General features: G+C 69.0%; 20 protein-coding genes. 7 read left to right on the top strand and 13 right to left on the bottom strand.

Annotated features, from left to right (window positions below; all coding sequences use genetic code 11):
• The first annotated feature begins 15 nt into the window (after positions 1 to 15).
• Complete coding sequence (locus QHF85_RS38450) at positions 16 to 1,896, top strand: sensor histidine kinase (protein WP_281332406.1); 1,881 nt, start codon at positions 16 to 18, stop codon at positions 1,894 to 1,896.
• Here QHF85_RS38450 and QHF85_RS38445 read toward each other — a convergent pair.
• Positions 1,893 to 3,098 carry a cytochrome P450 gene (locus tag QHF85_RS38445; RefSeq protein ID WP_281332405.1) on the bottom strand — a complete coding sequence of 402 codons (1,206 nt, stop codon included), beginning with the start codon at positions 3,096 to 3,098 and terminating at the stop codon, positions 1,893 to 1,895. The genes QHF85_RS38450 and QHF85_RS38445 overlap by 4 nt on opposite strands.
• A gap of 145 nt (positions 3,099 to 3,243) precedes the next feature.
• Between QHF85_RS38445 and QHF85_RS38440 the strand changes: the two genes are divergently transcribed.
• Both QHF85_RS38440 and QHF85_RS38435 read left to right on the top strand, forming a co-directional pair.
• Complete coding sequence (locus QHF85_RS38440) at positions 3,244 to 4,980, top strand: hypothetical protein (RefSeq protein WP_281332404.1); 1,737 nt, start codon at positions 3,244 to 3,246, stop codon at positions 4,978 to 4,980.
• Positions 4,981 to 5,024: 44 nt separating this feature from the next.
• The gene (locus QHF85_RS38435) at positions 5,025 to 6,155 is read left to right on the top strand and encodes a sterol desaturase family protein (protein ID WP_281332403.1); all 1,131 of its coding nucleotides are present in this window, start codon (positions 5,025 to 5,027) and stop codon (positions 6,153 to 6,155) included.
• On the opposite strand, the gene QHF85_RS38430 is transcribed toward QHF85_RS38435, so the two are convergent.
• The 4 genes from QHF85_RS38430 to QHF85_RS38415 all read right to left on the bottom strand — a co-directional run bounded on the left by QHF85_RS38430 (position 6,136) and on the right by QHF85_RS38415 (position 9,923).
• Positions 6,136 to 7,155 (bottom strand): radical SAM protein, encoded by a 1,020-nt coding sequence (locus QHF85_RS38430; RefSeq protein WP_281332402.1) that lies wholly within the window; start codon positions 7,153 to 7,155, stop codon positions 6,136 to 6,138. The two genes, QHF85_RS38435 and QHF85_RS38430, sit on opposite strands and share 20 nt — an antisense overlap.
• Entirely contained in the window at positions 7,152 to 8,528 is a 1,377-nt protein-coding gene (locus QHF85_RS38425; protein WP_281332401.1) for an aminotransferase class III-fold pyridoxal phosphate-dependent enzyme, read from the bottom strand. The genes QHF85_RS38430 and QHF85_RS38425 overlap by 4 nt, the downstream gene beginning before the upstream one ends.
• Positions 8,529 to 8,574: 46 nt before the next feature.
• The gene (locus QHF85_RS38420; RefSeq protein ID WP_281332400.1) at positions 8,575 to 9,522 is read right to left on the bottom strand and encodes a bestrophin family ion channel; all 948 of its coding nucleotides are present in this window, start codon (positions 9,520 to 9,522) and stop codon (positions 8,575 to 8,577) included.
• 62 nt (positions 9,523 to 9,584) lie between these two features.
• Entirely contained in the window at positions 9,585 to 9,923 is a 339-nt protein-coding gene (locus QHF85_RS38415) for a hypothetical protein (RefSeq protein WP_281332399.1), read from the bottom strand.
• A 109-nt stretch (positions 9,924 to 10,032) separates the two neighbouring features.
• Here QHF85_RS38415 and QHF85_RS38410 point away from each other — a divergent pair, with 109 nt between their 5' ends.
• Positions 10,033 to 10,815, top strand: a complete 783-nt coding sequence (locus QHF85_RS38410; protein ID WP_281332398.1) for a YkgJ family cysteine cluster protein — start codon at positions 10,033 to 10,035, stop codon at positions 10,813 to 10,815.
• On the opposite strand, the gene QHF85_RS38405 is transcribed toward QHF85_RS38410, so the two are convergent.
• Complete coding sequence (locus tag QHF85_RS38405) at positions 10,795 to 11,865, bottom strand: alpha/beta hydrolase (protein WP_281332397.1); 1,071 nt, start codon at positions 11,863 to 11,865, stop codon at positions 10,795 to 10,797. The genes QHF85_RS38410 and QHF85_RS38405 overlap by 21 nt on opposite strands.
• A gap of 103 nt (positions 11,866 to 11,968) precedes the next feature.
• On the opposite strand from QHF85_RS38405, the gene QHF85_RS38400 reads away from it, so the two are divergent.
• A complete protein-coding gene (locus QHF85_RS38400; protein WP_281332396.1) occupies positions 11,969 to 13,564 on the top strand; it encodes a thioredoxin family protein in 1,596 nt (531 codons plus the stop codon).
• Positions 13,565 to 13,580: 16 nt separating this feature from the next.
• Here QHF85_RS38400 and QHF85_RS38395 read toward each other — a convergent pair whose 3' ends face one another.
• The 3 genes from QHF85_RS38395 to QHF85_RS38385 form a co-directional block, all read right to left on the bottom strand.
• Positions 13,581 to 14,738, bottom strand: a complete 1,158-nt coding sequence (locus QHF85_RS38395; protein WP_281332395.1) for a DVUA0089 family protein — start codon at positions 14,736 to 14,738, stop codon at positions 13,581 to 13,583.
• Entirely contained in the window at positions 14,735 to 18,133 is a 3,399-nt protein-coding gene (locus QHF85_RS38390; RefSeq protein WP_281332394.1) for a hypothetical protein, read from the bottom strand. Before QHF85_RS38390 ends, QHF85_RS38395 begins: the two co-directional genes overlap by 4 nt.
• 125 nt (positions 18,134 to 18,258) lie before the next feature.
• Positions 18,259 to 19,053: an NAD-dependent protein deacetylase gene (locus QHF85_RS38385; RefSeq protein WP_348652796.1), complete on the bottom strand. Its 795-nt coding sequence runs from the start codon at positions 19,051 to 19,053 to the stop codon at positions 18,259 to 18,261.
• Positions 19,054 to 19,196: 143 nt separating this feature from the next.
• On the opposite strand from QHF85_RS38385, the gene QHF85_RS38380 reads away from it, so the two are divergent.
• Positions 19,197 to 19,529, top strand: coding sequence for an ATP-dependent Clp protease adaptor ClpS (locus QHF85_RS38380; RefSeq protein WP_281332392.1), 333 nt, complete (start codon positions 19,197 to 19,199; stop codon positions 19,527 to 19,529).
• Positions 19,530 to 19,538: 9 nt separating this feature from the next.
• Here QHF85_RS38380 and QHF85_RS38375 read toward each other — a convergent pair whose 3' ends face one another.
• The 4 genes from QHF85_RS38375 to tssI all read right to left on the bottom strand — a co-directional run bounded on the left by QHF85_RS38375 (position 19,539) and on the right by tssI (position 25,813).
• Positions 19,539 to 20,330: an alpha/beta fold hydrolase gene (locus QHF85_RS38375; RefSeq protein WP_281332442.1), complete on the bottom strand. Its 792-nt coding sequence runs from the start codon at positions 20,328 to 20,330 to the stop codon at positions 19,539 to 19,541.
• 68 nt (positions 20,331 to 20,398) lie between these two features.
• Positions 20,399 to 21,463 (bottom strand): PAAR domain-containing protein, encoded by a 1,065-nt coding sequence (locus QHF85_RS38370; protein ID WP_281332391.1) that lies wholly within the window; start codon positions 21,461 to 21,463, stop codon positions 20,399 to 20,401.
• Positions 21,464 to 21,471: 8 nt separating this feature from the next.
• Positions 21,472 to 21,918 (bottom strand): DUF1795 domain-containing protein, encoded by a 447-nt coding sequence (locus QHF85_RS38365; protein WP_281332390.1) that lies wholly within the window; start codon positions 21,916 to 21,918, stop codon positions 21,472 to 21,474.
• 16 nt (positions 21,919 to 21,934) lie between these two features.
• Complete coding sequence (gene tssI / locus QHF85_RS38360) at positions 21,935 to 25,813, bottom strand: type VI secretion system tip protein TssI/VgrG (protein WP_281332389.1); 3,879 nt, start codon at positions 25,811 to 25,813, stop codon at positions 21,935 to 21,937.
• Between the two features lie 132 nt (positions 25,814 to 25,945).
• Between tssI and QHF85_RS38355 the strand changes: the two genes are divergently transcribed.
• Positions 25,946 to 26,368 (top strand): DUF1801 domain-containing protein, encoded by a 423-nt coding sequence (locus QHF85_RS38355; protein WP_281332388.1) that lies wholly within the window; start codon positions 25,946 to 25,948, stop codon positions 26,366 to 26,368.
• Positions 26,369 to 26,571 lie beyond the last annotated feature (203 nt).

The raw sequence follows: 26,571 nt of genomic DNA, 5'->3' as shown, positions 1-26,571 counted from the left end.
GCCGCGGCAAGCGAAGTGAACATCGAGATCAAACGTGCGGACTGGCTGCTCTTTCTGGTCATGCTCGTGCCGATTGGCCTGAGCATCTGGTTTGGTTTGTCCCAGATCGACGTGATTCACCGCCGCCAGGCCGCGGCGACCGTCCAGACGGTGCTCGCCGTGACCCGCGAGGGCCTGGTGACGTGGGAGCGGAACACGGAGAGCACCGCGAGGGCTTGGGCGGGCGAGGTGAGCGTGCGGCGCGCCGTCCTCGGGCAGTTGAAGTTCCGGAGGGACGGCGGGGCGCTCCACGAGAGCCCGTACCTCGGCGAGCTGCGGCGATTGCTGCGGGACATCGTCCAGCAGAAGCACTATCAGGGCTTCGACCTCATCGCCACGGATGGCATTGAAATCGCCTCCGACCTTGGGGACGCCGTGGCGACGAACACGCTGAGCCGCCTGGACCCGGACACCGTTACCGCGGCGCTTCGTGGCGCGACCGTCACCGGAGTGCCCTTCCTCGTGCGCGATAAAAACCTCGACGTCGACGTCCCGACGATGCTGGTCGCGGCGCCTGTGCGCGACGAGGAGGGGACGATCGTGGCGGCGCTCATTTTCCGCATCGATCCCGGCGGAGATTTCTCGCGCATCACGCAGTCGGGCCGGGTCGGCGAGACGGGCGAGACCTATGCATTCGACCATCACGCGCGCCTCGTGACGGAGAGCCGGTTCGATCCGCTCCTCCGCGACATCGGCTTGCTCGCGGCCGGCGAGCACTCGAGCCACGTGATCGATCTGCGCGATCCGGGTGGCGACATGGTCCGCGGCTTCCGCTCCGCCGTGCCCCGGTCGGAGCAGCCCTTGACGAAAATGGCCACGAGCGCCGTCGGCGGAAAATCCGGGATCGACGTCGACGGCTACCGCGATTATCGGGGCGTGGAGGTGATCGGGGCCTGGGTATGGGATCCGGAGCTCGAGCTCGGGATCGCGACCGAGGTCGACAAGGCCGAGGCCTACGCCGCGCTCACCGCGACGCGCAAGGTCGTCCTGCGCACGTTCCTCGTCGGGCTCGGCATCACGCTCGCGCTGACCCTCCGCTTGCAGCAGCGCGAGAAGGCCCTCTTCCGCATCGCGGATCGGGAGCGGGAGCTCCGGAACGAGCTCGAGGAGCGCGTCGACCGTCTCCAGGAGGTGGAGGGAGAGCTCAAGAGCGCGGTCCATGCGCGCGAAGAGTTCTTGCGATTCGCGTCGCACGAGCTCCGCACGCCGCTCACCAGCCTGCGGCTCCTTTATGAATACATGCTCCGAGCCGGAGCCGCGGGCCCGACGCCCGCAATGAGCCCGACGGAGGTCCATCGATTCTTGAAGGTCTCCACGCGCGAGCTTTTCCGGATGACGCAGGTCATCAACAACATGTGTGTCCTGTCGAGCGTCGCCGCGGGCAACCCGGTGCTGAACCTCGAGCGTGTGGAGCTCGAGGAGCTCGTGCGGAACGTCGTTCGGAAGATGCAGCCCGAGGTCGCGGCCGAGGGGTGCATCGTCGAGGTGGAGAGCGAGGGCCCCGTGTACGGCCACTGGGACCGGGCACATCTCGAGCAGGTCTTCGTGAACCTCTTGTCGAATGCGGCGCGATTCGGCGCCAGGCGGCCGATCACGATATCGATCGGCCGTGCGTCGGGCTTCGCGTTCGTCGCGGTGCGGGATCGCGGCGTCGGCATGACGGCGGAGGACCGGGAGAGAATCTTCCAGCCGTTTCAGCGGAGGCAGGACGCGCACGCCGGGCTCGGCGCGGGCCTCTTCGTTTCCCGCGCGATCGTCGACGCGCACAAGGGCACGATCTCCGTCACGAGCGAGAAAGGCGAGGGCACGACCTTCCGCGTGGAGCTCCCGCTGCCCCCCGGGAGCGACGACGGCTAGAATTGAATGGGCAATCGTTTCTTCGCGTGCAGGAGGAGCAGCATCGAGCTCGGCTCGAGCTCCTCGCGCGGGACGGCGAGCTTCATTCCCGGCAGGCGCCGGAGCAACGTCTCCACGGCGATGGCCGCCTCGAGGCGCGCGAGCGGCGCGCCGAGGCAGAAATGGATCCCGTAGCCGAACGCGATGTGCTTGTTCGGCTTTCGCCCCACGTCGAAGCGGTCCGGGTCCGGGAAGCGTGACTCGTCGCGATCGGCCGAGAGCAGCGACGCCAGCACGAGCTCGTCTTTCCGGATGGTCACGCCGCCCATCTCCACGTCCTCCAGCGCGAAGCGGTACGTCGTGGTCTCCACCGGCCCGCAATATCGCAGCATCTCCTCGATCGCCGATTCGAGCAGCGTCGGATCGGCGACGAGGCGCTCGCGCTCCTCGGGGTGATCCATCAATGCGAGCATGCCGTTCGTGATGAGATTGACCGTGGTCTCGTGGCCCGCGACGAGCAGGAGGAACAGCATTCCCACGAGCTCCTGCGTGCTCAGCCGATCCCCGCCTTCCTCGGCCGCCACGAGCGCGCTCACGAGATCGTCGCGCGCCTCGGCCCTCCGGCGCTCGATGAGCGCCATGAAATACTGGAGGAACGCGAAGCCGGTGGCGCGCAGGTTCGCGAGCTTCTCCTCGGTGTCCGCGGGCGTGAAGAGCGTCGTCGTCCAGCGGCGAAAATCGTCCTGATCCGAGGCCGGCACGCCGAGCAGCTCGGCGATGACCGTGACGGGCAGGGGATACGAGAACTGCGAGACGATGTCCATCCCGCTCGAATCATGGGCGATGGCGGCCGAGACGAGGTTCTCCGCAATCGTGGAGATGCGGCGCCGCAGGCCCTCGACGATCTGCGGCGTGAAGGCCTTGGCCACGAGGGATCGCAGCCGGGTATGGTCCGGCGGATCGGCGCTCAGCATGTGCTTGCCGAGCACGTCGAATTCGTCCGCCACGCGCAGCCGCCCCTTCACCTCGGGGGGCAATTTCGTGAAATCCTTGCCGAAGCGAGGATCGCGCAGCATGTCGACGCAATCGGCGTACCGCGTGAGCAGCCAGAAAGGCGTCTTGCGGTAGGGCTCGAGGATCTGCACGACGGGCTCTTCGGCCCGGAGGCGCTTGTAGATGGGGTGAGGGGCCTTGCGGCCCTCCAGCGTGAACAAGGGGTGCATGGGCGAGGCATGTTGAGCCGCGTGAAAGGGCCCGGCAAGGGCGCGTGGTATGCGCGGGTGCGCCCGAACTGTGACGTTCGGGACGCTTGACTCCCCGAGCGACCTTGCTTATGGCTGGCAGATTGAAAAAGGTGCTCTCATGGTAATGCGTTCTTCTCGGGTCGGGGTTCTTCTCTCCCTCTGTTTGGGCCTCGCGGGGGCGGGGATCGGCTGCGGAGGTGGTGGTTCTTCCACCTCGAGCAACGGTGATGGCGGCGATGACGGCACGGGCGGCTTCGGAGGCACGGGCAGCGGCTCCGGAGGGATCGGCGGCACGGGAGGCAACGGCGGCGACGCTGGATCCGGCGGGAGCGGCGGCAACGGCGGCGGCGGTGGCAGCGCGGCTTGCGTGAATGCCGGCGACTGCGACGACGGAGATGCTTGCAGCACCGACGATTGCGAGAGCGGCGTTTGCGTGAACGATCCGATCTCCGTGGACGACGGCGACGCGTGCACGCTCGATGCGTGTGATCCGCTGGACGGCCCCTCGCACGTGGCGATCCCCGTCGACGACGGGAACATGTGCACGTTCGACACCTGCGATCCCGCGAGCGGTGTGCAGCACGCCCCGGTGAACCCGAACGACAACAACGTCTGCACGGCCGATTCGTGCAACCCGCAGTCTGGCGTCGTGAACACGCCCGTCGATCCGAGCGACAACAATGCTTGCACGATCGACGCCTGCGATCCGGTGCTCGGCGTCAGCCACAAGCCCATCGATCCGAACGACAACAACGCTTGCACGGCCGACATCTGCAACCCCGCGATGGGCGTGCAGAACCTGCCGATCAACATCGACGACGGCAACGCCTGCACCTTCGACGCGTGTGATCCGGTCCTCGGCGTCTCGCATACGGCGATCCCGCTCGACGACGGGAACAAGTGCACGTTCGACACCTGCAGCGCGCAGACCGGCGTGCAGCACGTGCCCATCAACCCGAGCGACAACAACGCCTGCACGGCCGACGCGTGTGATCCGGCGCTCGGCATCATCAACACGCCGATCAGCCCGAACGACAACAACGCATGCACGATCGACTCGTGTGATCCGGCCCTCGGCGTGCAGCACGTGCCCGTCAACGTCAACGACAACGACGCCTGCACGGCCGATAGCTGCGATCCGATCTTCGGCGTCCAGCACATCGCGGTCCCTGTCGACGACGGCAACGCGTGCACGGTCGACGCGTGCAACCCGCAGACGGGCATCTCGCACACGCCGCTCTCGTGCAACGACAACAACGCGTGCACGATGGACTCGTGCAACCCGCAGATCGGCTGCGTCAACAACTCGGGCGCGTATTTCGAGGATTCGTTCGCGAACAACAGCAAGGGCTGGACGCTCGCCGGCAAGTGGCAGATCGGCTCCGCGCAGGCCTCGGTGCTGCCGGCGTATGCCGTGACCCCGCCCTTCGGCGCTGATCCGAGCGCCGATCACACGAACACCGCCGACAACGGCATCGCGGGCGTGGCCCTCGGCGGCGACATCAGCGCGGCGCAACTCGAGGCCCTCACGTACCTCACGAGCCCGGTGATCAACCTCTCGAACGCGCAAGGCACCGTCTACCTCGAGTTCTGGCGCGTGCTGAACAGCGATTACCCGGCTTATGCCGAGTCGACGATCGACGTCTGGAACGGCTCGGCCTGGGTGAGCGTCTTCGCCGTGCCCACGAATGGTCCGCACGTCTCCGAGACGACGTGGACCAAGTATTATTACGACGTGACGGCCTACAAGAACGCGGCCTTCCGGGTGCGGTTCGGCTACTCGGTGCTCGGCGCCTCGGCGTTCACCGTCGGGAGCTGGAACATCGACGACCTGCGCGTCGCCCCGGCGCTCTGCCCCTGAGACGCGCCCTTTACGCCGCGGGCGCGATTCCGTAGTCTCGGCGCATGGGCCGCCTCGAAACGAACGGGTACTACGCGCTCGGGGTCCCCTTTTACCTCGCCATCATCGCCCTGGAGATCGCGCTCTCTCGTTGGAAGGGAAAACGCGTCTACGGGTTCGCCGACACGCTCGGGAGCTTCTCGGCGGGGCTCGGCGAGATCGTCCTCGGTCTGTTTCTCGGCCCCGTTCTCCTCGGCCTCTACGATTTCGCCTACGGCGAGCTCGCCCTCGTGCGCTGGCCCGAGGGCTCGATCGTCCCCTGGATCCTCGCGTTCGCCCTCGGCGACCTCGGCTATTACTGGTACCACCGCGCCGGCCATTCCGTGGCCGCGCTCTGGGCCATCCACGGCGTCCACCACCAGTCCGAGCATTTCAACGTCTCGGTCGCCACGCGCCACCCCTGGTTCTCCGACACCTACGCCTTCCTCTTCTACGCGCCCATCCCCATGCTCGGCGTCCCGCCGCTGCATTTCTTCGTGGCGATCTCGATCATCTCGTTCTACGCGCTCACCGTCCATTCCCGCGTCTTCCACAGGCCGGGCCTCTGGTTTCTGGTCACGCCGGCGACGCACATCGTGCACCATTCGAAAAACCGGCGGTACCTCAACAAGAATTTCGGCGCGATGTTCACGGTGTGGGACCGGATGTTCGGCACGCACGTGGAGGTCGATCCGGCCGATCCGCCGGTCCTCGGCACGCCGTTCGGCTACCAGACGCACGACGGCGCGCGGGCGCAATGGGTGTTTTTCCGCGACCTCTTCGCGGTCGCGCGGCAGGCGAAGACGTTCGGCGACAAGGTCCGGACCTTCGTCCGCCACCCGGGATGGACCCCTGAAGGGATCGTGTTCCCGCGCCAGCCGCCCGCGCGGCCGGACGCGGCCATTCCCACGCGCACGAAGATCTATGCGGCGCTCGCGTTCGCCGCGACGCTCGCGTTCGCGCTCTACCTGCTCTGGCTGCGCGATCGGCATCCTTTCTGGCAGCTCGCGGCCGGGGCGCTCGTCGTCCTCTGGGGCCTGTCGACGATCGGCGGATTGCTCGACGGGCGCGATGGCGCGGCGAAGCGGGAGGGCGTGCGCGTCGCCGCGACGGCCGCGCTCGGCCTCGCGATCGCGCTCAGCTCGTCCGCATCCTAGTGCCGAGATCGAAGAGGCTCCGCGCCGACCCGCCATTCCCGAGCGCCTGGTTGATCCCGCGGCACGCGGTCCAGCATTGCTGGCAGCTCGCGATCTCGGCCTGTTTGTCCTGCAAGCGCCGATGAAGCTCCCCGAGGCTCGCCTCGCGCACGTTGCCCACGCTCTCGTCGATCCGCTCGATGCAGGGCGAGACATTGCCCACGTGATCGATGTTGAACCCCGTCTTGCCCGCGCTGCACGTGGGCATCTCGCCCTGCGTGAGGAAGGCGTCGATGCGCGCGAAATAATCGCGGAAGTACCGGAGGTGCGGGTATTTCTCCCAGAGCGCGAGCACGTGCTCGGACACGCCCACGGGCGGCATCTTGTCGGGCCCCTCCTTGCCGCGGCGATATCCCGCGATGCTGAGCAGCGTGAGCTGATGGCCGACCCCGCGCGCCTCGCTCTGCCGGAGCAGCGCCTCCAGATCGCGCCAGTTGTCCTCCATCAGCACCGTCATCACGTGCACCTGTTTGCCCCCACGCGGCGCGGTGTCGCGCAGGATGTCGACCGCCTTCCAGGCGCGATCCGTGGTCCCCGCGAGCCTGCGTTTGCCGTCGTGCCGGCTCGCCTCGGGGTAATCGATGCTCACGTTGCCGTGCACGAGCCCCGCGTCCCAGAGCGCTTTGGCCTTCTCCTCCGTCACGAACCAGCCGTTCGTGAACAGCGCGGTGATGTGCTTCTCCGACAGGATCCGCACGATCTCCACGATGTCCGGCCGCGCGAGCGGCTCGCCGCCCTCGACCGAGATCAAGAACGTGCCGAGCTCGGCGAGCTCGTCCGCGACGCGGCGGTATTCGGCGAGCGAGAGCTCCTGCTTCGGCGGCGCGGGGTTCGGCCAGAAATCGCAGAAGCTGCACTCCATGTTGCAACGGTTCGTGACCTGGATCAGGCAGGAAAACGGGCGCCTGCGGAGGAGCGTCGCGGCGAACGCGGCCTCTTTTTTCCACGTGGCGAAGCTCATCCGAACCTCCATCCGCCGGCGAACTGCTGGCCGAGCCGCGATGTCGCGTCGCGCACGATCGGAGCCACCTCGCGGTATTCGTCGAGCAGCGCGCCGATCCGGTCCACGACGCGGTCGATCTCGGCGTCCGTCACCGTGAGCGGCGGTTCGAGCTTGAGCACGTTCCATTGCTGGCTCGCGGGCTGCGCCACGATGCCCTCTTCGAGCAGCCGCACGCTCAGCCATTGACCGAAGATGCGCCGCGAGACCGCCTCCACGAGGCCCGGCAAGGCCCGGTGCAAGAGTCCGCCTTTTTCGGTCGGCCCGAGCTCGATCCCCACGAAGAGCCCGCGGCCCCGCACCTCGCGCACGAGCGGGTGTTTGCCGATGCGATCCCGCAAGGAAAACAGCAGCCGCTCGCCCTTGTCCCGGCTCGCGCGCACGAGCCCCTCCTCGTCGAGGATCGCGAGGATCGCCCCCGCGGTGCGGCAAGCGAAGGCATTGCCGGCGTACGTCGAGCCGTGCAGATCGAAGCGCTCGGCCGTGCCGAACGCGCGCTTTCCGAGGTCCGGCGTCGTGAGGGTGGCGGAGATCGGCACCATTCCGCCGCCGAGGGCCTTGCCGAGCACGAGGACGTCCGGGAAAAACCCTTCGGCCTCGCAAGCGAAGAGCGAGCCCGTGCGGCCCATGCCGGTTTGCACCTCGTCCACGATGAAAAGCGCGCCGCGCTTCTGGCAGAGCTCCTGCGCGGCGCGCAAATACCCCTTCGGCGGCATGATCATGCCGCCCTCGGCCTGGATCGGCTCGACGAGGAACGCGGCGGCGCGGGTCTTTCCGAGGGCCTCGTCGAGCGCGTCGAGATCGCCGAACGGGACCTCCTGACAGGCGGGCAAGAGCGGCTCGAAGAGCTCCCGCATGCGCGGGATGCCGGACGTCGACAGCGTGCCGAGGTTCAGCCCGTGATAGCCGTTCTTGCAATAAAGGAGCGTCTTTTTCCCGGTCGCGGCGCGCGCGAGCTTCAGCGCGGCCTCCACGGCCTCGGCCCCGGTGCACGACAAGAGGCACATCGTGAGCGGCCCCGCGCGGCGCGCGAGCTCGGAGGCGAGCTCGGCGGCGTGGACCTGGGGCCCCACGTGCACCAGGTTCGGCACGTCGTCCGCGAGGAAGCCGGCCATGCGCGCCCGCAGCTTCGCGTGGTTGTGCCCGAGGCTCTGCGCGCCGAAGCCCGAGAGGAAATCGAGGTATTCCCGCCCCTCGTGGTCCCACAAGGTCGCCCCGCTCGCGCGGACGAACACGCGGCCGTAGCCGAAGGCGCCGAGGAGTTTGACGAAGGCGGGATTGATGTGCTCCGCGTACTTCGCGACGGCAGGGTGGGAGGAGGGCGAGGGAGGCATCCGCGGGCGATTGTCGCCCCGCGGCGCGCGGAGACGCAAGCGCCGATCAGGTCAGAAGACCGCCCTTCGGCTTGAGCAGGGGCGGAAGGTCCGTCTCGCCGAGCCGTTGCCGCAGGTTCACCTCGATCATGCGCGAGAGGCCCGAGAGCGGCAGGTCGTTCGCGTCCGTGCCGAAGGGATTTTCAATTTCGTCGCCGATCGCGTCGAGGCCGTAGAACGCATAGGCCACGATCCCCACCACCACGGGCGTGAACACGCCGACCGTCTTCGCGATCCCGAACGGCAGCGCGAAGCAATAAATGGCCACGAGCTGGTGGATGAGCGAGGTGTACGAGAGCGGGATCGGCGTGCTCTTGATGCGCTCGCAGCCGCCCTGGAGGTCCGTGAGGACCGTGAGGCTCTGCTCCAGCACGGAGAGGTGATACGGGTGAATCCAGCCGCGTTGCCACGCATCCCGCAGGCGGAAGGCGGCCGATTGGAGGATCGCCGTGGGCCGGTTCAGCTCGCCCCGCAATGCCTCGATCTCGGCCGCGGCGAGGAACGGTCCGAGCTCCTCGAGCCGATCCTGATCCCGGAGGTGCAGCCGGAGCGCGTGCGTGTAGCCGATGATCCGATAGACCATCTCCTTGCGGAACGCCGTGACGGCGTCGCTCTCGGCGGGGCGCTCGGGCGTCTCGTTCACGAGCGTGAGGATCTGGCGCGTGATCGTGCGGGTCGTGTTGACGAGGCCGCCCCAGAGCTTGCGGCCCTCCCAGAAGCGGTCGTAGCTCGTGTTGTTCCGGAAGCCGAGGAAGATGCTGAGCGCGAGGCCGATGAGCGTGAACGGGATCGTCGTGAGGTCCGGGTGGAAAAACCCGAACTTCAGATCGGCCACGGTCACCGCGACGGCGAGCAGGGTGGTGAGGGCCATGCGGCCACGGATCCGCTGCAGCGCCGTTCCGCGGTACTTGAGGAGCAGGCGCAGCCAGGAGTAGCGTTTTTCCGTCACCATCATGGGGCACGATCCCGCGAGAGGCGGCGGGCCTTAGCACGGTGTCGTTGGTGCACCAACGGCAATCAGGCGTGCCCGAGCGGCCGCGCAGCCGCGGCGAGCGCGGCGTCGATGAGCCGCTTTTCGGAGGCGTCGAGGGTGCGGCGCAAGGCCGAGACGCGGCCCGGGAGCTCGTCGAGCACGGCCGGGAGCTTGTCCACGGGGCCGAGCTCGCGCAGGGACGTCTCTGCCGCGTCGATCCGCGCCCGCGCCGCGGCGTGCGCCTCCTCCGCGGCCCCGAGGAGCGGCATCTGCCACGTCGAGCCAGACGCCTTCTCCGCGCGGCCGAGCCAGACCTTGGCGGCGTCGAGGTGCTGCCCGGCGTCCCGGATCGCCGAGATGATCGCGTCGAGGTAATGGGTCATGGCAGCCGCACCTCGGGCCAGTCTACACGGGAAGAGGGGCCCGCGCTCGCCCGCTTCCGGGGGAAGCCCGACTTGGCGTGGCCCGCGTGGTGCTGATATCCCCTGCTTCATGACGGACGAACGGCGTTCTCTGCCGCTTGCGCGCCCGAGCCGGTATTCGCCCGAGGTCTACGTCGGCGTCGCCGAGGGCGAGAGCCAGGCGCTCGCGCCGCTCGTCGCGGAGAGCCCGGAGCGCGCGATCGAAGCCGCCGGGATCGCCAGCGAGCGCGCCGCGTCGCTCACGGCGGCCGCGCACGCGCACGAGCCGCCCGACGCGCCGATCGCGTGCCGTCGCGGCTGCTCGACGTGTTGCCACGCGAAGGTGCTCGTCGTGGCGCCCGAGGTCCTGCGCATCGCCGCGCACCTCCGCGCCACGCGTTCGCCCGAGGATCTCGCGGATCTGCTCGCCCGCGTGCAGGCGGCCGACGTCCGTGTGCGAGGGCTCTCGCGCGCCGCGCGTGCCGAGGCGCGCGTGCCGTGCCCGCTGCTCGACGCGGACGGCGGCTGCGGTGTGCACCCGGTGCGGCCGCTCGTGTGCCGGAGCTGGACGTCGTACGACGCAGGCGCTTGTGAGCGGTACTGGGAAGCGCCCGCGGGAAAACAGACGCCGCCGCAATGGGCGATTGGCTACGAGCTCGCGCAGGCCGTGCTCGCGGGGCTCGGCAAGGCGTGCTTCGACGTGGGCCGGGATGGGACGCCGCTCGAGCTCATCGCGGCGCTGCGCATCACGCTCGAGAGGCCCACGGCGGGCGAGCGCTGGCACAAGCGGTTGCCCGTGTTCTCGGCGGCGAAGGATGCGGAATGGATCGAGGCGAACGTGCCGTCCGGTCCGTCAGGAAAAACCGTCCCGTAGGGCCGCCGAGGCCTCGCGGACGATGCGCGACGTCTCCTCGCGGCAAGCGGGCGCGACGCCTCCCGTGAGCACGAAGCCGTGGATCATCGATTCGTGGCAGGCGTGCCGCGCGGGGACGCCTGCGGCCGTGAGGCGCTCGACGTACGCGACGCCCTCGTCCCGCAGCGGATCGAAGCCCGCCGTGAACACGAGCGCGGGCGGCGCGCCCTCGACGCTCGGCGCGAGCAGCGGCGAGGCGTCGACGTTTCGGCGCGTCGCCGGATCGGGGCCGAGATAATGCTCGTAATACCAGTCGATCATGCCCTTCGTGAGCATCCAGCCGTTCGCGAACACCGCGTGCGAGCGGTGCGCGCAGGTCGCGTCGAGCGCGGGATAGAGGAGCACCTGGAGCGCGGGCCGATGCGTCTCGCCGCGCGTCTTCAGCGAGACGACCGCGGAGAGGTTGCCACCCGCGCTGTCGCCCATGACCGCGATCCGCGCCGGATCGACGCCGAAATCGGCCGCGCGCGCCGCGACGTCGCGGAAGGCAGCGACGCCGTCGTCCACGGCCGCGGGGAAGCGATGCTCGGGCGCGAGGCGATAGTCGACGGCGATGACCCGCACGTGGCCCTCGACGGCGAGCTGCCGGCAAAACGTGTCGTGTGTGTCGAGGTCGCCCGTGACGAACCCGCCGCCGTGGTAGAAGACCACGCACGGCGAGGGCGCGGCGAGGCCCTCCGGCACGTACTTCCGGGCCGGGATCGGCCCCGCGTCGCCGCGCAGGCGCACGTCGGACACGGCGACTCCTTCGAGGCGCGGGATCTCGACCATGCACACCGACTCGGCGAGGCGCGCGCGGGCCTCGGGCGGCGCGAAGCGGCGAAGGTCGCTCGATTTCATGAGGTCGTCGAGCGCGAGCATCAGCGCGACGTCCGGATCGACGGTGCAGCCCTCCACGGACCGCGCCCGCCAGCCGACGAGGCGCGCGGAAAACCCTTTCGAGCTGCGAATGGCGTCCGCGAGGGTACGGGCGACCTTGACGCGGGCGCGGGCCAGCGGAGAGAGCAACATCGCGGTCGATGGTAACGGCGGCCGTGGCGGCTGTCATCACGGGCCGGACGCGTGGACGCCCTTTCCAGCCCGCGGTACGCTCGGCCGGGATCGGACGAACGTCATGCGAGACGGCCGCGCTCTGCTCCGAGGCTCCCTGGTTGTCGCCCTCGTGCTCGCGTCCGCGTGCGGCAAGCGCGCGCCGGCGGGGGAGGAGCTCCCGCGGGCCACGTCGGCGGCGCCGCTCGCGACGAACCCGGCCCCGCACGCGCCGGGCGGCCCCTGGGCCGATCTCACGCCCGACCGCGCGTTCGCCCGTGCGCGCGCCGAGGGCAAGCTCGTGTTCCTGTACTGGGGCGCGGCCTGGTGCCCGCCGTGCAACGATCTGAAAGCGGAGGTCTTTTCGAAGCCCCGTTTCGCCGAGCTGATGCGTGATTTCGTGCCCGTCCACCTCGACGGCGACACGGAGGACGCGCAACGCGCGGGCGAGGCGCTTTCCGTATCCACCTATCCGACGATCCTGGTCCTCGGCCCCGAGCGCGAGGAGCTTTTGCGCTTGAACGGGAGCCTCGACATCGACGAGCTCGATCGGGCGCTCGGCGCGGTGCGCGGCAAGGCGCAGAGCTTCCGGGCGGCGGCCGCGCGCCTCGACGAGGGCAAGCCGAGCGCGGAGGATTGCAGCACGCTCGCCCACGCGGCGTGGGAGCTCCTGCCCGAGGAGACGTGGAGCCGCCCGCGGATCCTCGCGGCGCTGCGCAAGGCGATCGAGGTTTGTCCTGACACGATGAATCGCGAGCGCGCCCTGCTCGCGGGCACCCTCCTCGGGCTCGCCGCGGCGTACCGGCGCGATCCGGCGCTCGCCGAGGAAACACGCGCCGCCCAGGCGAGCGCCGTTTCGTACCTCGATCTCGTCTTCTCGAACGCCGAGACCACGTGGGCCGCGCGCGCGCTCGTCAATCACCGCGCCGAAGCCCTCGCGGCCTGGCTCGCCGCGGATCCCAAGGACGCGGCCTATCTCTCGTGGAAGGCGAAATGGCTCGCGGCCGCGGCTTCCCTCCGATCACGCGAGGGGGCGCCCGTCGACGTCCGGCTCGCGGCCGTGGCGCCCTCCATCGATTTCTTCCGGCACGAAAACCCGAGCGGCCCCGTGCCCGAGCCGCTCCAGGCCGACGTCCTCGCCGCCGCGGCGCGGGCCGAGCGCGAGGCGAAGACCCCCGAGGAGCGGTATTCGGTGATCTCGACGGCGTCGTACCTCCTGCGTCGCGTGGGCGCGCACGACGAAGCGCGGAGCATGCTGAAGGCGGAGGCCGAGCGTTCGGACACCCCGCATTACTGGTACTCGATGATCTCGGCGCTGGAACAGGAGCTCGGCCGCATCGAGGAGGCGCGGGCCTTTTCGCAGAAGGCCCGCGAGGGCGCGGGCGGGCGCGCGACGCGGCTCCAGTGGATCGCAAACGACATCCTCTTCCACGCGAAGCTCGAAGGCCCGCCGCCGCGCGCGTACCTCCTCGCGCAGGCCGAGGCGTTCTACGAGCTCGCGTTCTCGCTCCCGGACGGGTTTCAGGGGAGAAACCGGACGCGCGCCGAGCAGGTGCGATCCGCGCTCGCCGCGCTGGAAAGCGATCCGGATTTCGTGAAGCTCGTGTCGCGTCTCCGGGATCGGTGCGCGTCGCTCCCCGCGGACGCCGCCGATCGCTGCCGGGCCTGCCTGCTGCGCTGACGCGAGCGGAAAAACCTCACTGGATGACGATCTGAAGGCCGTACGGGCTCGGGTTCTTGGCGAGGGAGCCGCCGCGCGTGCGCACGAAATACGTGCCCGCGGCGAGGTTCGTCGCGAGCGCGGACCCGCAATTGCCGACGACGTCGTCGCCCGTGGCGAGCACGGTCGTGCCATCGGGCGCGAGGATGTCGACGATCGTGTCGAGCGTCTTCGCGGCGCAGGCATTCGTACCTTGATCGGTCGTGGTCGCCGTCAGGCTCGACGCGGGAGCGGCGAGGACCACGGACACCACGTCGACGTCCCAGTGCGGCGTGAGCACCGCGTTCCACGGCTCCGAGAAGGCGTCCGCGATCGCCGGGGCGCCGTTGGGCTCGCTCTCGGTGATCTCGATCGAGCAGGTCGGGCTGCACCCGTCGCCCGCCGCGGTATTGCCGTCGTCGCAGGCCTCGGCGGGCGTCTTCTGCCCATCGCCGCAGACGTCGACGATTTGATCGATGCGCAATCGATAGAGGAACGTGGGGCTCGGCGCGGAGCCCGAGGCCGCGACGCGCGCGAAATAAGATCCGGGCGCGAGGCTCGGCAGAACGGCGCGCGAGCAGGCTCCCTCTCCGGCGTCGTCGTCGCTCGCGAGGACGGTGGTCCCGTCCGCGGCGCGGATTTCGAGGATCGTGTCGATCGCGCCCGTGGCGCAGCCGCCGTCGCCGACGTCGAGGATACGCGCGATCACGCTCGTGTTCGCGGCCGCGACCGTGAAGGAGACGAAATCGACGTCGCCGTCGGGATCCATTTTGGCCGGGAAGGGGTCCTTGTAGGGGCTTGCCTCGGCGGGGGTGTCGTTCGGCTCCATTTCGCCGAGCTCCACCGCGCATTCCGGGGAGCAGCCATCTCCGGCTTCACTGTTTCCGTCGTCGCACTCCTCGCCGGGATCGAGCGCGTCATTGCCGCAGACGGGCGCGGGCTCGCCCCCCGCGCCGCCTTGTCCACCGGCGCCGCCTTGCCCGCCGACGCCGCCGATGCCGCCCTCTCCGCCTTGCCCGCCCGCGCCCCCCGGCCCCGCGCCGGAGGACGACGCGCTGCTGGTGGACGCATGGCTGCGCGGCGGGAGCCCCGAGCCCTCACCGCACGCGGCGAGGGCCGTCACGAGGAGACCAAGCACGAGGATCGATCGTTTCATTCGGAATCCGGGCAGGAGTAGGAGAGGTCCCAGCTCTTCACGATGGCCGCCGCGCTCTTGTTCGACGCGGGGTTCAAGGTGATCGAGAGCTCGAGGTGGCTTTGCCGGGCGTCACCCGCGCCCAGTTTGTCGAAGAAGGAGATCGGGCACGGCGCCGGGCCGCCCATCGGGCAAACCTGCGTATCGGGCGAGGCCTTCGCGGTCGCGAGGCTCTTGTACGTCGCGCCGGCGAGGCCCGCCTGCGTGTTCGCCGTGCGCGCCTTGAAGACCACGTTCGTATCGGCGGCCGTGAGCGTGTCGTACGCGAGGAAGCCCCATTGCACCGTGGTTCCCTGCGGACAAACCGCCTCGTACTTGTACGTGAACGTCGCGGGATCGTATCCGCCGGGGCAGCCGAGATCGACGGAGAGCTTGGCGCCCGCGTCGTTGAGGACCGTCTGGCAGGTCGAGGGGCAGAGCTTCAGTTGATTCGGGTTCGCCGGGTCGTCGTAATACCAGCCCGCTCCACAGGCCGCACCGGAGGGCAGGTTCGAGAGGACCAGCGGCGCGCCGGAGCTCGGCGTGAAGGTGACCTTCGCGGCGCTCGGATCGTAGACCCCGCCGCTCGGCACGACGAAATCACACGAGAGCGTGTCGCCCTTGATCTGGATGAGCGCCGAGAGCAGCTCGTTCTCGACGTTCCCGCCGGGCGCCACGAAAAAGCCTTTTTTCGTGCCGCCCTTCGTCGCGATCTGGTTCATGAAGTTCTGGTTCGCCCCCTGGATGCCGATCGCGTACGTCTTGACGGCCTTCGTCGAGAACGCATTGCCCGCAATGTCGGAGATGTCGGTCTCGTTCTCGTTGCAGCCGACCGGATCGCCGTCGGTCGCGAAGACCACGATGGCGTCCTCGGTGGGGTGCGCGTTCTTGTAATTGATGGCCCATTGCGTCGCGCCCGAGAGCGCGGGGTACATGGGCGTGTTGCCGTTCGGGGATTTCGCGTTCAGGGCGTCGACGAGCTTCTTCTCCTGGGCGTCCGCCGGCGCGGATTGGAGCGTCAGGATGCCGACGTCGACGAGCGGCGACCGGCACGCCGTGGCGCTGCAGCTCGTGTCGTTGCAGCCCGAGACCGGCGCGTTGTCGGGCCAGAACCGAAGCGCGACGCCGAGGCCGGCCGAGCCGGGATCCTGGACGAATTTCTTGAGCGCCTTCACGGTCGCCGACCAGCGCGTCTCGCCGCCACCGATGTCCGTTTCCATCGAGCCGGAGCGGTCGAGGGCGATGAACATGTTCACGCGCTTGACCGTCGCCGTCGTCGTATTCGAGCAGCTCGGCGAGCCGCAGGCGACGTTCGGCGCGAACGCCGCCCAGTTGTCGAGGCACTGGCATTCGTCGAGGTGCGTGGAGCCGCCGTAGCTCGGCGGGTTCACCATGATCTCGCGCTTCGAGGCGCCGAGGCCGCAGCTCGCCGCCGGGACGTTGATGCACTTGCCGGGAGGAATGGGGCTCGGCGTGGAGCAGCTCTGGATGCCCGCGAGCGCCTGGTTCGGCTCGCATTTGCCGAACTGGCCGGAGCCCGCGGCGTAATGGATGAGCTTCACTCCCGCGGGGACCGTGGTGTTTCCGTGGTTGCACACCGGCACCGATCCGCTGCAGGGGACGCCGATCGACAGGTCGTAGCCGGCGCACGCCGGATCGGTTTGGCCGGGCAACCACGGCACGCAGTCGCCCTTCACCGGGCAGCCCTGGCCGCACAGCGTCTTCACGCGGTCGACGCAGAGGTTCGTCCAGGCGACGTTGCAGCAATCGGGTAGCTCCTGGCAGATCGTGGCGACGCACGAATCACACGCCGGAGCGAGCTTCTCGCCCGAGTCGCACTTGTTATGGGAGCAAGGCGGATCCTGGTAGCACTTCGCGCCGCAGACGGTGTCGACCATGCCCACGCAGGCGGAGTCCCAACCGAACGGCCCGCACGATTTGCCGCACACGCTGCCGACCTTGTCCACGCAGGACGCGGCCCAGCTCGCCGGATCGCAGGATTTGCCGCACAGGGTGGGGACCTTGTCGACGCACCGCTGCGCCCAGCCCGCGGTGCACGAGTTTCCGCAGACGGTCGTGACCTTGTCCACGCAGGACGACGTCCATTTCGGCGAAGGGCACTTGTCGTTCTGCTGGCAGACCGACGCGACGAGGTTCACGCAGGACGCGGTCCAGCTCCCGCTGCAGCAGCTCGGCTGCGCGGCGCACACCGCGGCGACGCAAGGATCGCAGGCCGTGTTGAGCTTCGAGCCCGTGACGCAGTAATCGTGCGCGCAGGCGACCGTGCCGGGCGTGAAGTCGCAACACTTCGGCTCGGCGGCGCAGATATCGGCCACGCACGAATGACACCCCGGGACGAGCGCCGTGCCCGTCGAGCAATACCCGTGCGAGCACGTGCCGGTCGTGCCGAGGTTGCAGCATTTCGGATCGTCGGCGCAGACGGTGGCCGCGCACGGATCACAGTTGGTCGTGAGCGAGTTTCCCGTCTTGCAAAAATCGTGGCTGCACGAGCCCCAGTTCGGCAGGCCGCAGCATTTCGGATCGACGTCGCAGATCGCGCTGACGCACGGATCGCAGCCGTCCGTGAGCTTCGCGCCGACGTCGCAGTAATCGTGCGCGCACGTCCCACCGTACGACGCCTCGCAGCATGTCGGGTCGATCGCGCAGATATCGTCCACGCAGGGATCGCAGCCATACCCGAGCGGATCGCCGACGGCGCACTTGTTGTGGTTGCACGTGCCGAAGACCGGCGCCGAGCAGTATTGATTGAACTGACAGTCCACGCCCTCGTCGCAAGGCTGGGCCACGCCCTGCGCGACGACGTCCGCCGGATAATTGCCGAGATCACCCGTCTGCCACGAGAAGATGGGCGTCTGCGCGAACGGCTTCAGCCCGCCGGGCGGGTCCTCGTCGAAGACCTGGCACGACGGATCACAGGGATTGTTCGCGCATGCCGCGAGGACATTGCTGCCCGGCGGGCCGGGCTTTTCGCTGGAAGCGCCGCCCGGGGCGAAGGAAGCCTTGTCCTCCTGACACGGGCCCCACGCGCCATTCATGCAGACGCGGACGCCCTTGAAGCACGATTTCACGCCGTTGTGCTCGCCGAGATCGACAGAGCACGTCTTCTTTTGGCCCTCCTGGCAAAGCGCGGGCGCGCCGCCCGCTCCGCCAAAGCCCCCGTCGCCGCCGCCTTCCCCCGTGCCCCCAGCGCCGCCGCCATTGTCGCCGCCCGCGGACGGATCCGAGCCGCGCGGAGGCAGGTCGTCAATGCCCTGACTGCATGAAACGAGCAAAAACAAGCACGGCACGACGAGGAGCGTGAGCGGGAGCAGCCGATGGAACGACCGGGTTCTCGACGGTCCGGGACCATAAGTCATGGGGAAGTGCCTCCAGTGCCAACCTTCCATGATGCATGAAGGCTGTCTGGAATCAAGGCGTTTTGGTCACTCGAATGACCGGCCCCGGTTGCTAGTGTTACCAGGGTGCTCCGGCGCGCGCTTCCTCACGCGCCGAGCGTCGCGGCGAGGTGCGGCAAGAGCTCGCCGAGGCGTGCGTCCACGCGCACGGCCGCGTGTTCGTCGCCGCGCGTCGGGCCGAGGTTCACAATGGCCACGGGCACGCCACGCTCGCTCGCGCGCCGCACGAACCGATATCCCGAAAAGACCGTCAGCGACGAGCCCACGACGAGCAGCGCCTCGGCCTCGTCGAAGAGCGCCCACGCCGCCTCGGTGACGCGCGGCGGCACGTTCTCCCCGAAAAAGACGACGTCGGGCTTGAGCGTGCCGCCGCAGCCGAGACAAACGGGGACGTGGAAATCGGCGAATGCGTCGTGGTCGAGGTCGGCGTCGCCGTCGGGCGCGAGGGCCGTACCCCACCTGTAAAAGGAAGGGTTCTCCGCGATCAGGCGCTCCTGCAATGCGTCACGCGGCTCGATCGTCCCGCAGCCGAGGCAACGGACGCGGGCGAGCGCGCCATGCAGCTCGACCACGCGCACGCCGCCCGCGGCCTGGTGCAGCCCGTCGACGTTCTGTGTGATCGTGCCCGCGAGCCGGCCCGCGCGTTCGAGCGCCGCAAGCGCGTGGTGCGCCGGGTTCGGCCGGGCCGCGGCGATCCTCGGCCAGCCGTTCATGCTGCGCGCCCAGTAACGCGCCCGCGACGCCGGTTCGTGCAGGAACTGGCGCGCTTGCATGGGATTGCGGGCGCGGCGCGCGGTCTCGGGGCCACGATAATCGGGGATGCCCGACTCCGTGCTCATGCCCGCGCCGGCGAGCGCGACGATACGCCGGCCGTCGAGCAAACGAGCGAGGCGCGAGGCGGGGGCGAGGTCGTTCGCTTCGGGGCTGGAAGACGCGGAGAGCGACGAGGCCACGCCCGAGCCTAGCGCACGCGACGAAGCGAGGCTTGTGGAGGGCAGGAGCGAGGATAAGATCCCCGCTCGGCATGGCGAACGACCCGAAGCGAAAGAGAGACGACACGGACGCCGATCTCGCGATCGAGCAGAAGCGCAAGGTCGAGAAGGCGAAGCGCTGGCAGGTCGTCTTCCACAACGACAACTACACGACGAAATGGTTCGTGGTGGACGTGCTCGTCCGCTTCTTCCACATGGATGAGACGTCGGCGCTGAGCTTCATGCTCGTCGTGCACACCACGGGCCGCGGGGTGGCCGGCGTCTACACGAAGGACGTCGCCGAGACGAAGGCGAAGCTCGTACAGGAGCACGCGCGCGAGTACGGGATGCCGCTCCGGCTCACGGTCGAGCCGGACGACGATTGAGAGGCGCGCTCAGGGCGCGTCGTCGCGTGTGCCGGCCACGAACGGGACGACCTCTCGGACGACCTCGTCGTAGAGCCAGAGATCGCTGTGGTGCGCGCCCGCGATGGCCATGAACCGGCCGCGCGGGAGGCGCGCGGCGAGCGTCTTGCCGTGATCCACGGGGATGAGCTCGTCGTCGGTGCCGTGCAAGACGAGGACGGGCACCTTCACGTTCGAGGCCCGCGCGGCGGAGTCGAATCGATCCTGCAAGAGGAGCCGCACCGGCAAGAACGGGAAGACCCGCGCGCCCACGTCGGCGATCGATGTGAAGGGGCAAAGGAGCAGGACGCGCACGCCGTGGCCCCGCGCGGCCATCTCCATCGCCACGCCCGTGCCGAGCGATTGCCCCGCGAGCACGAGGTCGGTCCGCTGGATCCCCCGCTGCTCGACGAGGTGCCCGATCCCGCGCTCGGCCGCGTCGAAGAGCGCTTGTTCGCTCGGCGCGCCGACATCACGCGCGAGCCCGTAGCCGGGATACTCGATCGCCGCGAACCCCGCGCCCGCGCGGGCGAAGACATCCGCGAGCCACGCGCTGTCGCCGATCTGCTCGCCGTTTCCGTGAAAATACACGACCACGGGGCCACCCGCCGGGGGCGGTCGAAACAGCATGAGCGTCCCGCCGTCGATCCGTAGGAGCTCAAAGTTTCCGGCGGGCGTGCGGCCCACCGTGGGCGCGGGGAAGAGGATGCGGCGCTGGGCCGAATACACGAGCCCGCAGATCCCGAGGTACACGACGACGATCGCCCCGAGGACGATGGTCATCACGCGACGCGCCCTGCGTCTGGGGCTCGGACGAGCGACATCGGTCCCTTCGGCCACGGAAGACGCGCCTATTTTCCGCCGCCGAAGAGGAGCGCGCCGCCGAGGATCGATTCGAGCGCGCCGCCCACCGAGCCCACGAGATCCCCGACCTTGCCGAGCGCTGCGCCCGCCGCGCCCGCGACCTTGTCCACCGCGGCGCCCGCCTTGTCGGCCGCCTTCTCCGCGGCGCCGAGCGTCTTGTCGACCGCGCCCATGGCCTTGTCGATCGTGCCCGTCACGGCGCCCGTCGCCTTGTCGATCGTGCCCGTGACCGCGCCCGTCGCTCGATCGAGCGCCTTTTCGTACTTCGCCTCGGCCTTGTCGAGCCTCTTGTCGATCGCGCCCGTGACCTTGTCGAGGGCCGCGTTGACCTTCGTGTCGACCTTGTCGAGCGCCGCGTTCGCCTTGCCCTGGGCCTTATCCAGCGCCTTGTCGACCTTCGCCTGCGCCTTGTCGAGCGTCTTCGACACCGCGCCCGTGACCTTGTCCGCCGCCGCCGAGACCTTCTCCGCGCCCCGGGCGAGCGCCGCGCCGAGCTCGTTCATCCGCTCGATCGCGCCCGTCTTCGTGAGCACCGCGCCGAGCACGACCGCGCCGAGCGAGCCCGCGAGATCGGAAAGCGAGACCGGCTTCGGCGCCGCGGCCGCGCCTCCCACGACGACGGTCTTCACCCCGTCGCAGACCATGGCCCCGCAGCTCGTCTTGTCGCCGACCCGCACGAGCTGCATCCCGTGCACGAGCACGTTCGGGCTCCCTGCGACGATCGGCTGCGCCACGTGCGGCCCGCACGGCTGGGGCAGGGAAGGGGCGAGCACGGCCATCTGCCCCGGCCCGAGCATCACGTCCGCCGCGCCCGTCGCCACGACGCCCGTCGTGAGGATCGGGACCATGTCCACGATCGAGATCATCGTCCCGGCCGGCGCCGCGCCGATGCCGGCGCCGAGGCTCGCCGCGCCCGCGCCGCCGAGCCCCGCCGGCCCCACGACCTCGCTGCCCAGCGTCGCCGCGACCATGGCCTGGCTCGGCGTGACGAGCGGCATCGCCGCATGCGCGAGCCTCGAACCGACCTTCGCCGCGAGATGCCCTGTGGTCATTTACACCCTCACGTCTCCTCCCCCGGGCGGGGGAAACGCACCGTGGACAGGATCCGATCGAAGAGCGGGTTCATCTGATCCGCGTCGACCTTGGCCGCGGTCGCATTGAAGCAAAACACCGTGCGCCGCCGCCCGAGCGCCATGGCGAGCCTCTGCTCGAGCTCGCCCGACTGCGCCCGCCACGTGAAATGCAGCTCGATCCCCGGCTGCCCACCGAGCGTGCGCTCTTTCCGATCCTTGAGCTCGAACCCGTCGAGGCGCTTGCCGAGCTCCGTGAGCTGCTTGTCCGCGTAGGACCCGAGCGTCTCCTCGGGGGAGAGCACGTCGCGGGTCATGACCACGTTCGGCGCCGTGGTTTGTCCCGGCCGCGGGGTGGCGGCGAAGGCGACCATCGTTCGGTCTTCCCAGTGGCGGGGTACGTCGAAGGAGACGTCTCGGCTCTCGTATCGCGACATTCGCTGTATTCTCTCCTCAGATGACCGCGGCGCGCTTCACGAAGGCCTCGGCGAGCTCGCCCCAGGGCCGCTCGTAGACCACGTACCCCTTCTTCGTCAGGGTGTGAACGAACGCGTCGCTCGATGAAAACCCGTTCATCTGCGCCTCGACGAGGTTCGCCTCGAGCTCGGCGCCGGAGACCGGCATCGCGCTCTGCGTCTTCATCACGAAGAGCTGCCCCTCGCCGGGGCTCTGCAGGATCGTCGCGCCCTTCGAACCGCCGTTGATCGCCGAGGCGACGTCGTCCCCCGTGAACCCACCGGCGCGCGAGAAGAGCTGCCCGAGCGATCCGCCGTCCGGCGTGGCGCTCTGGCCGACGTTGAATTGCGGGCCGGAAAGCGCATTCGATCCGTTTCCGCCGAACGCGTTTTGCAGCGCGCTCTTCGCGTCGCCGAGCGCGCCCTGGCCTTGATCCTGGGCCGCGCCGAGCGCGTCCTTCGTGCCCTCGGCGGCGTCCTTGCCCTGGCCCTCGAGGTCGCCCCAGAAGTCCTCGGCCTCGTTCTTGATGTCGCCCCAGGCGTCCTTCGCGTCGCCCTTGATGTCCTTCCAGGCTTCCTTCGCGTCCTGCCCCGCCTGCTTGAATTCGTCCTTCGTCTGGCCCCAGGTCTCTTTCGCGTCGGCCTTGGTCTGCTTCCAGGCTTCCTTCGCGTCCTCGACGCTCTGCTTGGCGTCGGCCTTCGTCTGGTTCCAGGTGTCCTTCGCGTCGGCCTTGGTCTGCTTCCAGGTCTCCTTGGCTTCTTCCCAGGTCTGCTTGGCCTCGGCCTTGGTCTGGTTCCAGCTCTCCTTCGCGTCGGTCTTGATCTCGTTCCACGCGGCCTTCGACTCGGCGACGAACTCCTTCGGGATCGCCTTCACGTCGGCGATCATCTCCTTGGCGTCCGCGATGGTCTGCTTGACCGTCTCCTTCGCGCTCTCGATCTGGCCCTTCACCTCGTCGACGACGGCCTTCGCCTGGCCCTTGATCTCCTCGACCTTGGCCTTGGCCTGGGCCTTCCACTCCTCGACCTTGCCCTTCCACTCCTGGACCTTCTGCTTGACCTCTTCCTTGGCGCCCTCGATCCGCGCCTTGAGCTCCTGCACGCGGGCCTTCGCAGCCTCGACCTGCGTCTTGGCCATCTCGATGATCTCGCCCGCCTGCTTCTTCATCTCCTGGAAGCGCTCGACGGCCTGATCCTTGAGCGCGATCACGCGCTCCTTGATCTCCTGCACCTTGGCCTTGGCCTGCTCCTTGAGGTCGTTGATGCGGCCCTTGATCTCCTCGATCTTGGCCTTGGCCTGCTCCTTCACGGCCTCGATGCGGCCCTTGATCTCGTCGATCTTGGCCTGCACCCGCGCCTTGGCCTCGGCGAACTTCTCCTTCACCTCGGCCACCTTGCCGAGCACGGCCGCCTTCGCCGCTTCGAGCTTGCCCTTGAACTCCTCGACGATCGCCACGGCGCGCGCCTTGGCCTCCTCGAGCTTGCCGCGGAGCTCCTGGATCTTGGCCTGCACCTGCGCCTTCGCGGCTTCGAGCTTGGCACGCACCTCCTCGAACTTGGCGATGGCCATCTGCTTCGCGGCTTCGGCCCGCGCGCGCAGATCCTCGACCGCGCCGCGGATCTTCTCCTGCACGTCGCCCGCGATCTCGCCGGCCCGCGCGCGGATCTGATCGATGCGCTCCTGGAGCTTTTTCTGTTCGAGCGCCACGCGATCGAGGACGTCGTCCATGATCATGCCCGGCACGCCGAGGACCTTGTCGATCGCGTCCTTGAGCTGCTCGTTGATGGCCTCGGGCACCAACAAATAACCCGGCGCGTCCGCGAGCGAGGCGGGCGGCTCTTCGAGCAAGCGCCGCAGCGCGCCCTCGACGGCCTGTTCGTCGAAGCCGCCCGGGATCTCGTCGAACAGCTTCGCCTGGAGCGCCTTCGCCGCGTTGTTCACGGCCTCGGGGAACGAGAGGTCGGCGAGGTTGATCTCGGCCGCGCCGAGGGACATCGGCACGGGCGAGCTTGCGCCCGCCGTGTTGAGCAGGACGTTCGGCGCGCCGTCGATGTGCACCTCGCGCCCCGCGAGCCCCGCGAGCCCGCCGGCGCTCACCTTGATGCTGCCGCTCGCGTCGAGGAAGATGTCGCCGCCCGCGATCGTGAGCGAGGCCTTGCCCGTCGAGAGCACGACCCGATCGTTCGACAAGGACGCGCCCGTCTCGCCGACCTGGATGTGGCACTCGCCGCCGACGACGAGCACGTCGCTCTGCTCGACGCGCGTGGTCCGGCTGCCGACGACGTGCAGCGTCTGATCCGCGCCCACCTTGCGCGACTCGCGCTCGCCGACCTGCACGTCGAGATCGGTGCCGACCTGGAGCGTGTGTTTCTCGCGGACGACCTCCTCGCGGTCCTTCTGCGCGTGCATGAACACCTTCTCGCGCCCCTTGGCGTCCTCGAAGGTGATCTCGTTGAATCCGCCGGAGCCGGGCGAGCTGTCGCTCTTCCACGACGTCTTCGTCTTGTGATCGGGCAGCTTGTACGGGTGCGGCGAGGTGCCGTTGAAGACCCGGCCGACGATGATTGGCTGGTCGGGATCGCCCTCGAGGAAATCGACGAGGACCTCCTGCCCGACCCGCGGGATCGCGACGTTTCCATACCCGCGACCGGCCCAGACCTGGCTCACGCGGATCCAGCACGAGCTCTCGTCCGTGTACTTGCCCTCGCGATCCCAGTGGAACTGCACGCGCACGCGGCCGTACTCGTCGACGTGGATCTCCTCGCCGGCGGGGCCGACGACGACCGCGCTTTGCAGGCCGCCCATGCGCGGCTTCGGCGTGACGGGCACGGGCCTGTACGGATCGTCGGCGAACACGGCCGTGCCCGTGCTCGACCAGTCGCCCTCGCTCGTCCCTTCGAGCGTGCGTTGCACGAGGAGCAGGCGGTTTTCCTTGGCGAGATCGTCGCGCGGATGCCCTTCCATGCAGAACACGTCGCCGGGCGAGAGGCCGAGCGCGGTCGTCTGGAACAGGACCTTGCGGCGACCCTGCCGCGCGCCGTCGAGCCTGCGCGACGCGAGCGCCTTGGCCTCGCGCTCGTCGACGCGCCCCGGATCCACGACGAACGCGCCCGGCACATAGCTGTAGCTCTCGTATCGATCTTCTTGATCGAACGTCGACTTCGCCTCGGCGATGAGCTGGAAGTCGGGCCGCCTGCGGAAATCGTGATCTCGCAGCGTCATGCGGCCCTGCCGCACCTGGTGGGAGACCTTTACGTGCGTGATCGCGTCGCGGGATTTCGCGTGCTCGAGGTTGTTCACGTAGAGCAGCGGCGCGCCGGCCTCGCGCACGGTGGGATCGGTGATGAGGACGAGCCTGCTCGGCGCCTCGCTGCCCGGATCCGGCGGCCGGAAGTGGTAGCTGATGCCCGCCTCTTCGAAGAGCCGCGACAGGAACGCGAAGTCGGTCTCGCCGTACTGCACGCGGTACTCGAGCTTCGGGAACGTGGCCGCGTCGAGCTCGAAGAGGGGCTCGATCTCCCAGTCCGCGAGGAGCTTCTTCGTGATGTCGGGGATCGAGATGTGCTGGAAGATGCGCTGATTGCGGCGCTGCGACGTCCGCCAGAGCGCCGGCACGATCCGCAGGAAGTACGTCGAGAGCCCGTCCGGCTCGACCTCGATCTGCTCGGCATACTGCACGACGCCGGTCCAGGCGAGGCCGCCCGCGACCTTGAACCCCGCGCCGTTTCCGACGAGGGCGTCGAGATCGATGTCCTCATCCGCAGATCGCGCGACGAGCGAGACGTCGAAGAGTGTCGACATCTCCTCGACGACCGAAAAGCTCCGCACGGAGAGGTTGATGTCCTTCGCTGCGAAACGAAGCTCTAGGTTTTCCATGGGACAGCGTACGAAACGATACGCGAGCCCAAGGCGGGCGGGAAGAGGGACGCGACGCGGAATCCGGATCGGACCCGCCGGAGGGCCCTCCGCGGTCGGCATTGGGCGGCCGCGCCCGTGGTAGCTTCACGCATGGCGTCGAAAGCACCCAGCAAGAAGGCCGCGAAACGCTCTGCACCCGCCCCCGAGGACGTCGAGGCGTTCCTCGTATCGCTCGACCATCCCTTCGAGAAGGAGATTCGCGAGATTCGAACGCTGATCCTCGGCGCCGATCCGCGCATCGGCGAGGGCATCAAGTGGAACGCGCCGAGCTTTCGCACGACCGAATTCTTTGCGACGTTTCACCTCCGCGCGAAGGACGGCGTGCAGGTCATCCTGCACCTCGGCGCGAAGAAACGAGAGGCGTCCCCCGACCTCGCCATCGCCGATCCGGCGTCGCTCCTCGAATGGCTCGGCAAGGACCGCGCGTCGGTGAAGTTCCGCGACGCGAGCGACATCGAGGCGAAACGCGGCGCCTTCGTGAATGTCGTTCGCCAGTGGATCGAGCACGTGTAGCTTCGCGATGGGGGGTCGAGCAGATGACCTCGGCCCCGCCCCCTCCTCCCCCTGGGTTCGACCCCCCCTCGGGGCCCCCCGCGCCCTCGCCGCGCGCGGGTCGACCCCCGGCCGAGGACCCCCGCGCCCTCGCCGCGCGCGGGTCGACCCCCGGCCGAGGACCCCCGCGCCCTCGCCGCGCGCGGGTCGACCCCCGGCCGAGG

Origin of the sequence: Polyangium sp. 6x1, assembly GCF_029946515.1 — a bacterium.
GTDB lineage: Bacteria > Myxococcota_A > Polyangia > Polyangiales > Polyangiaceae > Polyangium.
This window is presented reverse-complemented; position numbering and strand designations above follow the sequence as displayed.

What these genes read in the sequence shown, in the direction of transcription:
- QHF85_RS38445 (WP_281332405.1), bottom strand. Translation starts at nt 3,098, where the DNA reads ATGCACCCCTTGTTCACGCTGGAGGGCCGCAAGGCCCCTCACCCCATC.
- QHF85_RS38440 (WP_281332404.1), top strand. Translation starts at nt 3,244, where the DNA reads ATGCGTTCTTCTCGGGTCGGGGTTCTTCTCTCCCTCTGTTTGGGCCTC.
- QHF85_RS38435 (WP_281332403.1), top strand. Translation starts at nt 5,025, where the DNA reads ATGGGCCGCCTCGAAACGAACGGGTACTACGCGCTCGGGGTCCCCTTT.
- QHF85_RS38430 (WP_281332402.1), bottom strand. Translation starts at nt 7,155, where the DNA reads ATGAGCTTCGCCACGTGGAAAAAAGAGGCCGCGTTCGCCGCGACGCTC.
- QHF85_RS38425 (WP_281332401.1), bottom strand. Translation starts at nt 8,528, where the DNA reads ATGCCTCCCTCGCCCTCCTCCCACCCTGCCGTCGCGAAGTACGCGGAG.
- QHF85_RS38420 (WP_281332400.1), bottom strand. Translation starts at nt 9,522, where the DNA reads ATGATGGTGACGGAAAAACGCTACTCCTGGCTGCGCCTGCTCCTCAAG.
- QHF85_RS38415 (WP_281332399.1), bottom strand. Translation starts at nt 9,923, where the DNA reads ATGACCCATTACCTCGACGCGATCATCTCGGCGATCCGGGACGCCGGG.
- QHF85_RS38410 (WP_281332398.1), top strand. Translation starts at nt 10,033, where the DNA reads ATGACGGACGAACGGCGTTCTCTGCCGCTTGCGCGCCCGAGCCGGTAT.
- QHF85_RS38405 (WP_281332397.1), bottom strand. Translation starts at nt 11,865, where the DNA reads ATGTTGCTCTCTCCGCTGGCCCGCGCCCGCGTCAAGGTCGCCCGTACC.
- QHF85_RS38400 (WP_281332396.1), top strand. Translation starts at nt 11,969, where the DNA reads ATGCGAGACGGCCGCGCTCTGCTCCGAGGCTCCCTGGTTGTCGCCCTC.
- QHF85_RS38395 (WP_281332395.1), bottom strand. Translation starts at nt 14,738, where the DNA reads ATGAAACGATCGATCCTCGTGCTTGGTCTCCTCGTGACGGCCCTCGCC.
- QHF85_RS38390 (WP_281332394.1), bottom strand. Translation starts at nt 18,133, where the DNA reads ATGACTTATGGTCCCGGACCGTCGAGAACCCGGTCGTTCCATCGGCTG.
- QHF85_RS38380 (WP_281332392.1), top strand. Translation starts at nt 19,197, where the DNA reads ATGGCGAACGACCCGAAGCGAAAGAGAGACGACACGGACGCCGATCTC.
- QHF85_RS38375 (WP_281332442.1), bottom strand. Translation starts at nt 20,330, where the DNA reads ATGACCATCGTCCTCGGGGCGATCGTCGTCGTGTACCTCGGGATCTGC.
- QHF85_RS38370 (WP_281332391.1), bottom strand. Translation starts at nt 21,463, where the DNA reads ATGACCACAGGGCATCTCGCGGCGAAGGTCGGTTCGAGGCTCGCGCAT.
- QHF85_RS38365 (WP_281332390.1), bottom strand. Translation starts at nt 21,918, where the DNA reads ATGTCGCGATACGAGAGCCGAGACGTCTCCTTCGACGTACCCCGCCAC.
- tssI (WP_281332389.1), bottom strand. Translation starts at nt 25,813, where the DNA reads ATGGAAAACCTAGAGCTTCGTTTCGCAGCGAAGGACATCAACCTCTCC.
- QHF85_RS38355 (WP_281332388.1), top strand. Translation starts at nt 25,946, where the DNA reads ATGGCGTCGAAAGCACCCAGCAAGAAGGCCGCGAAACGCTCTGCACCC.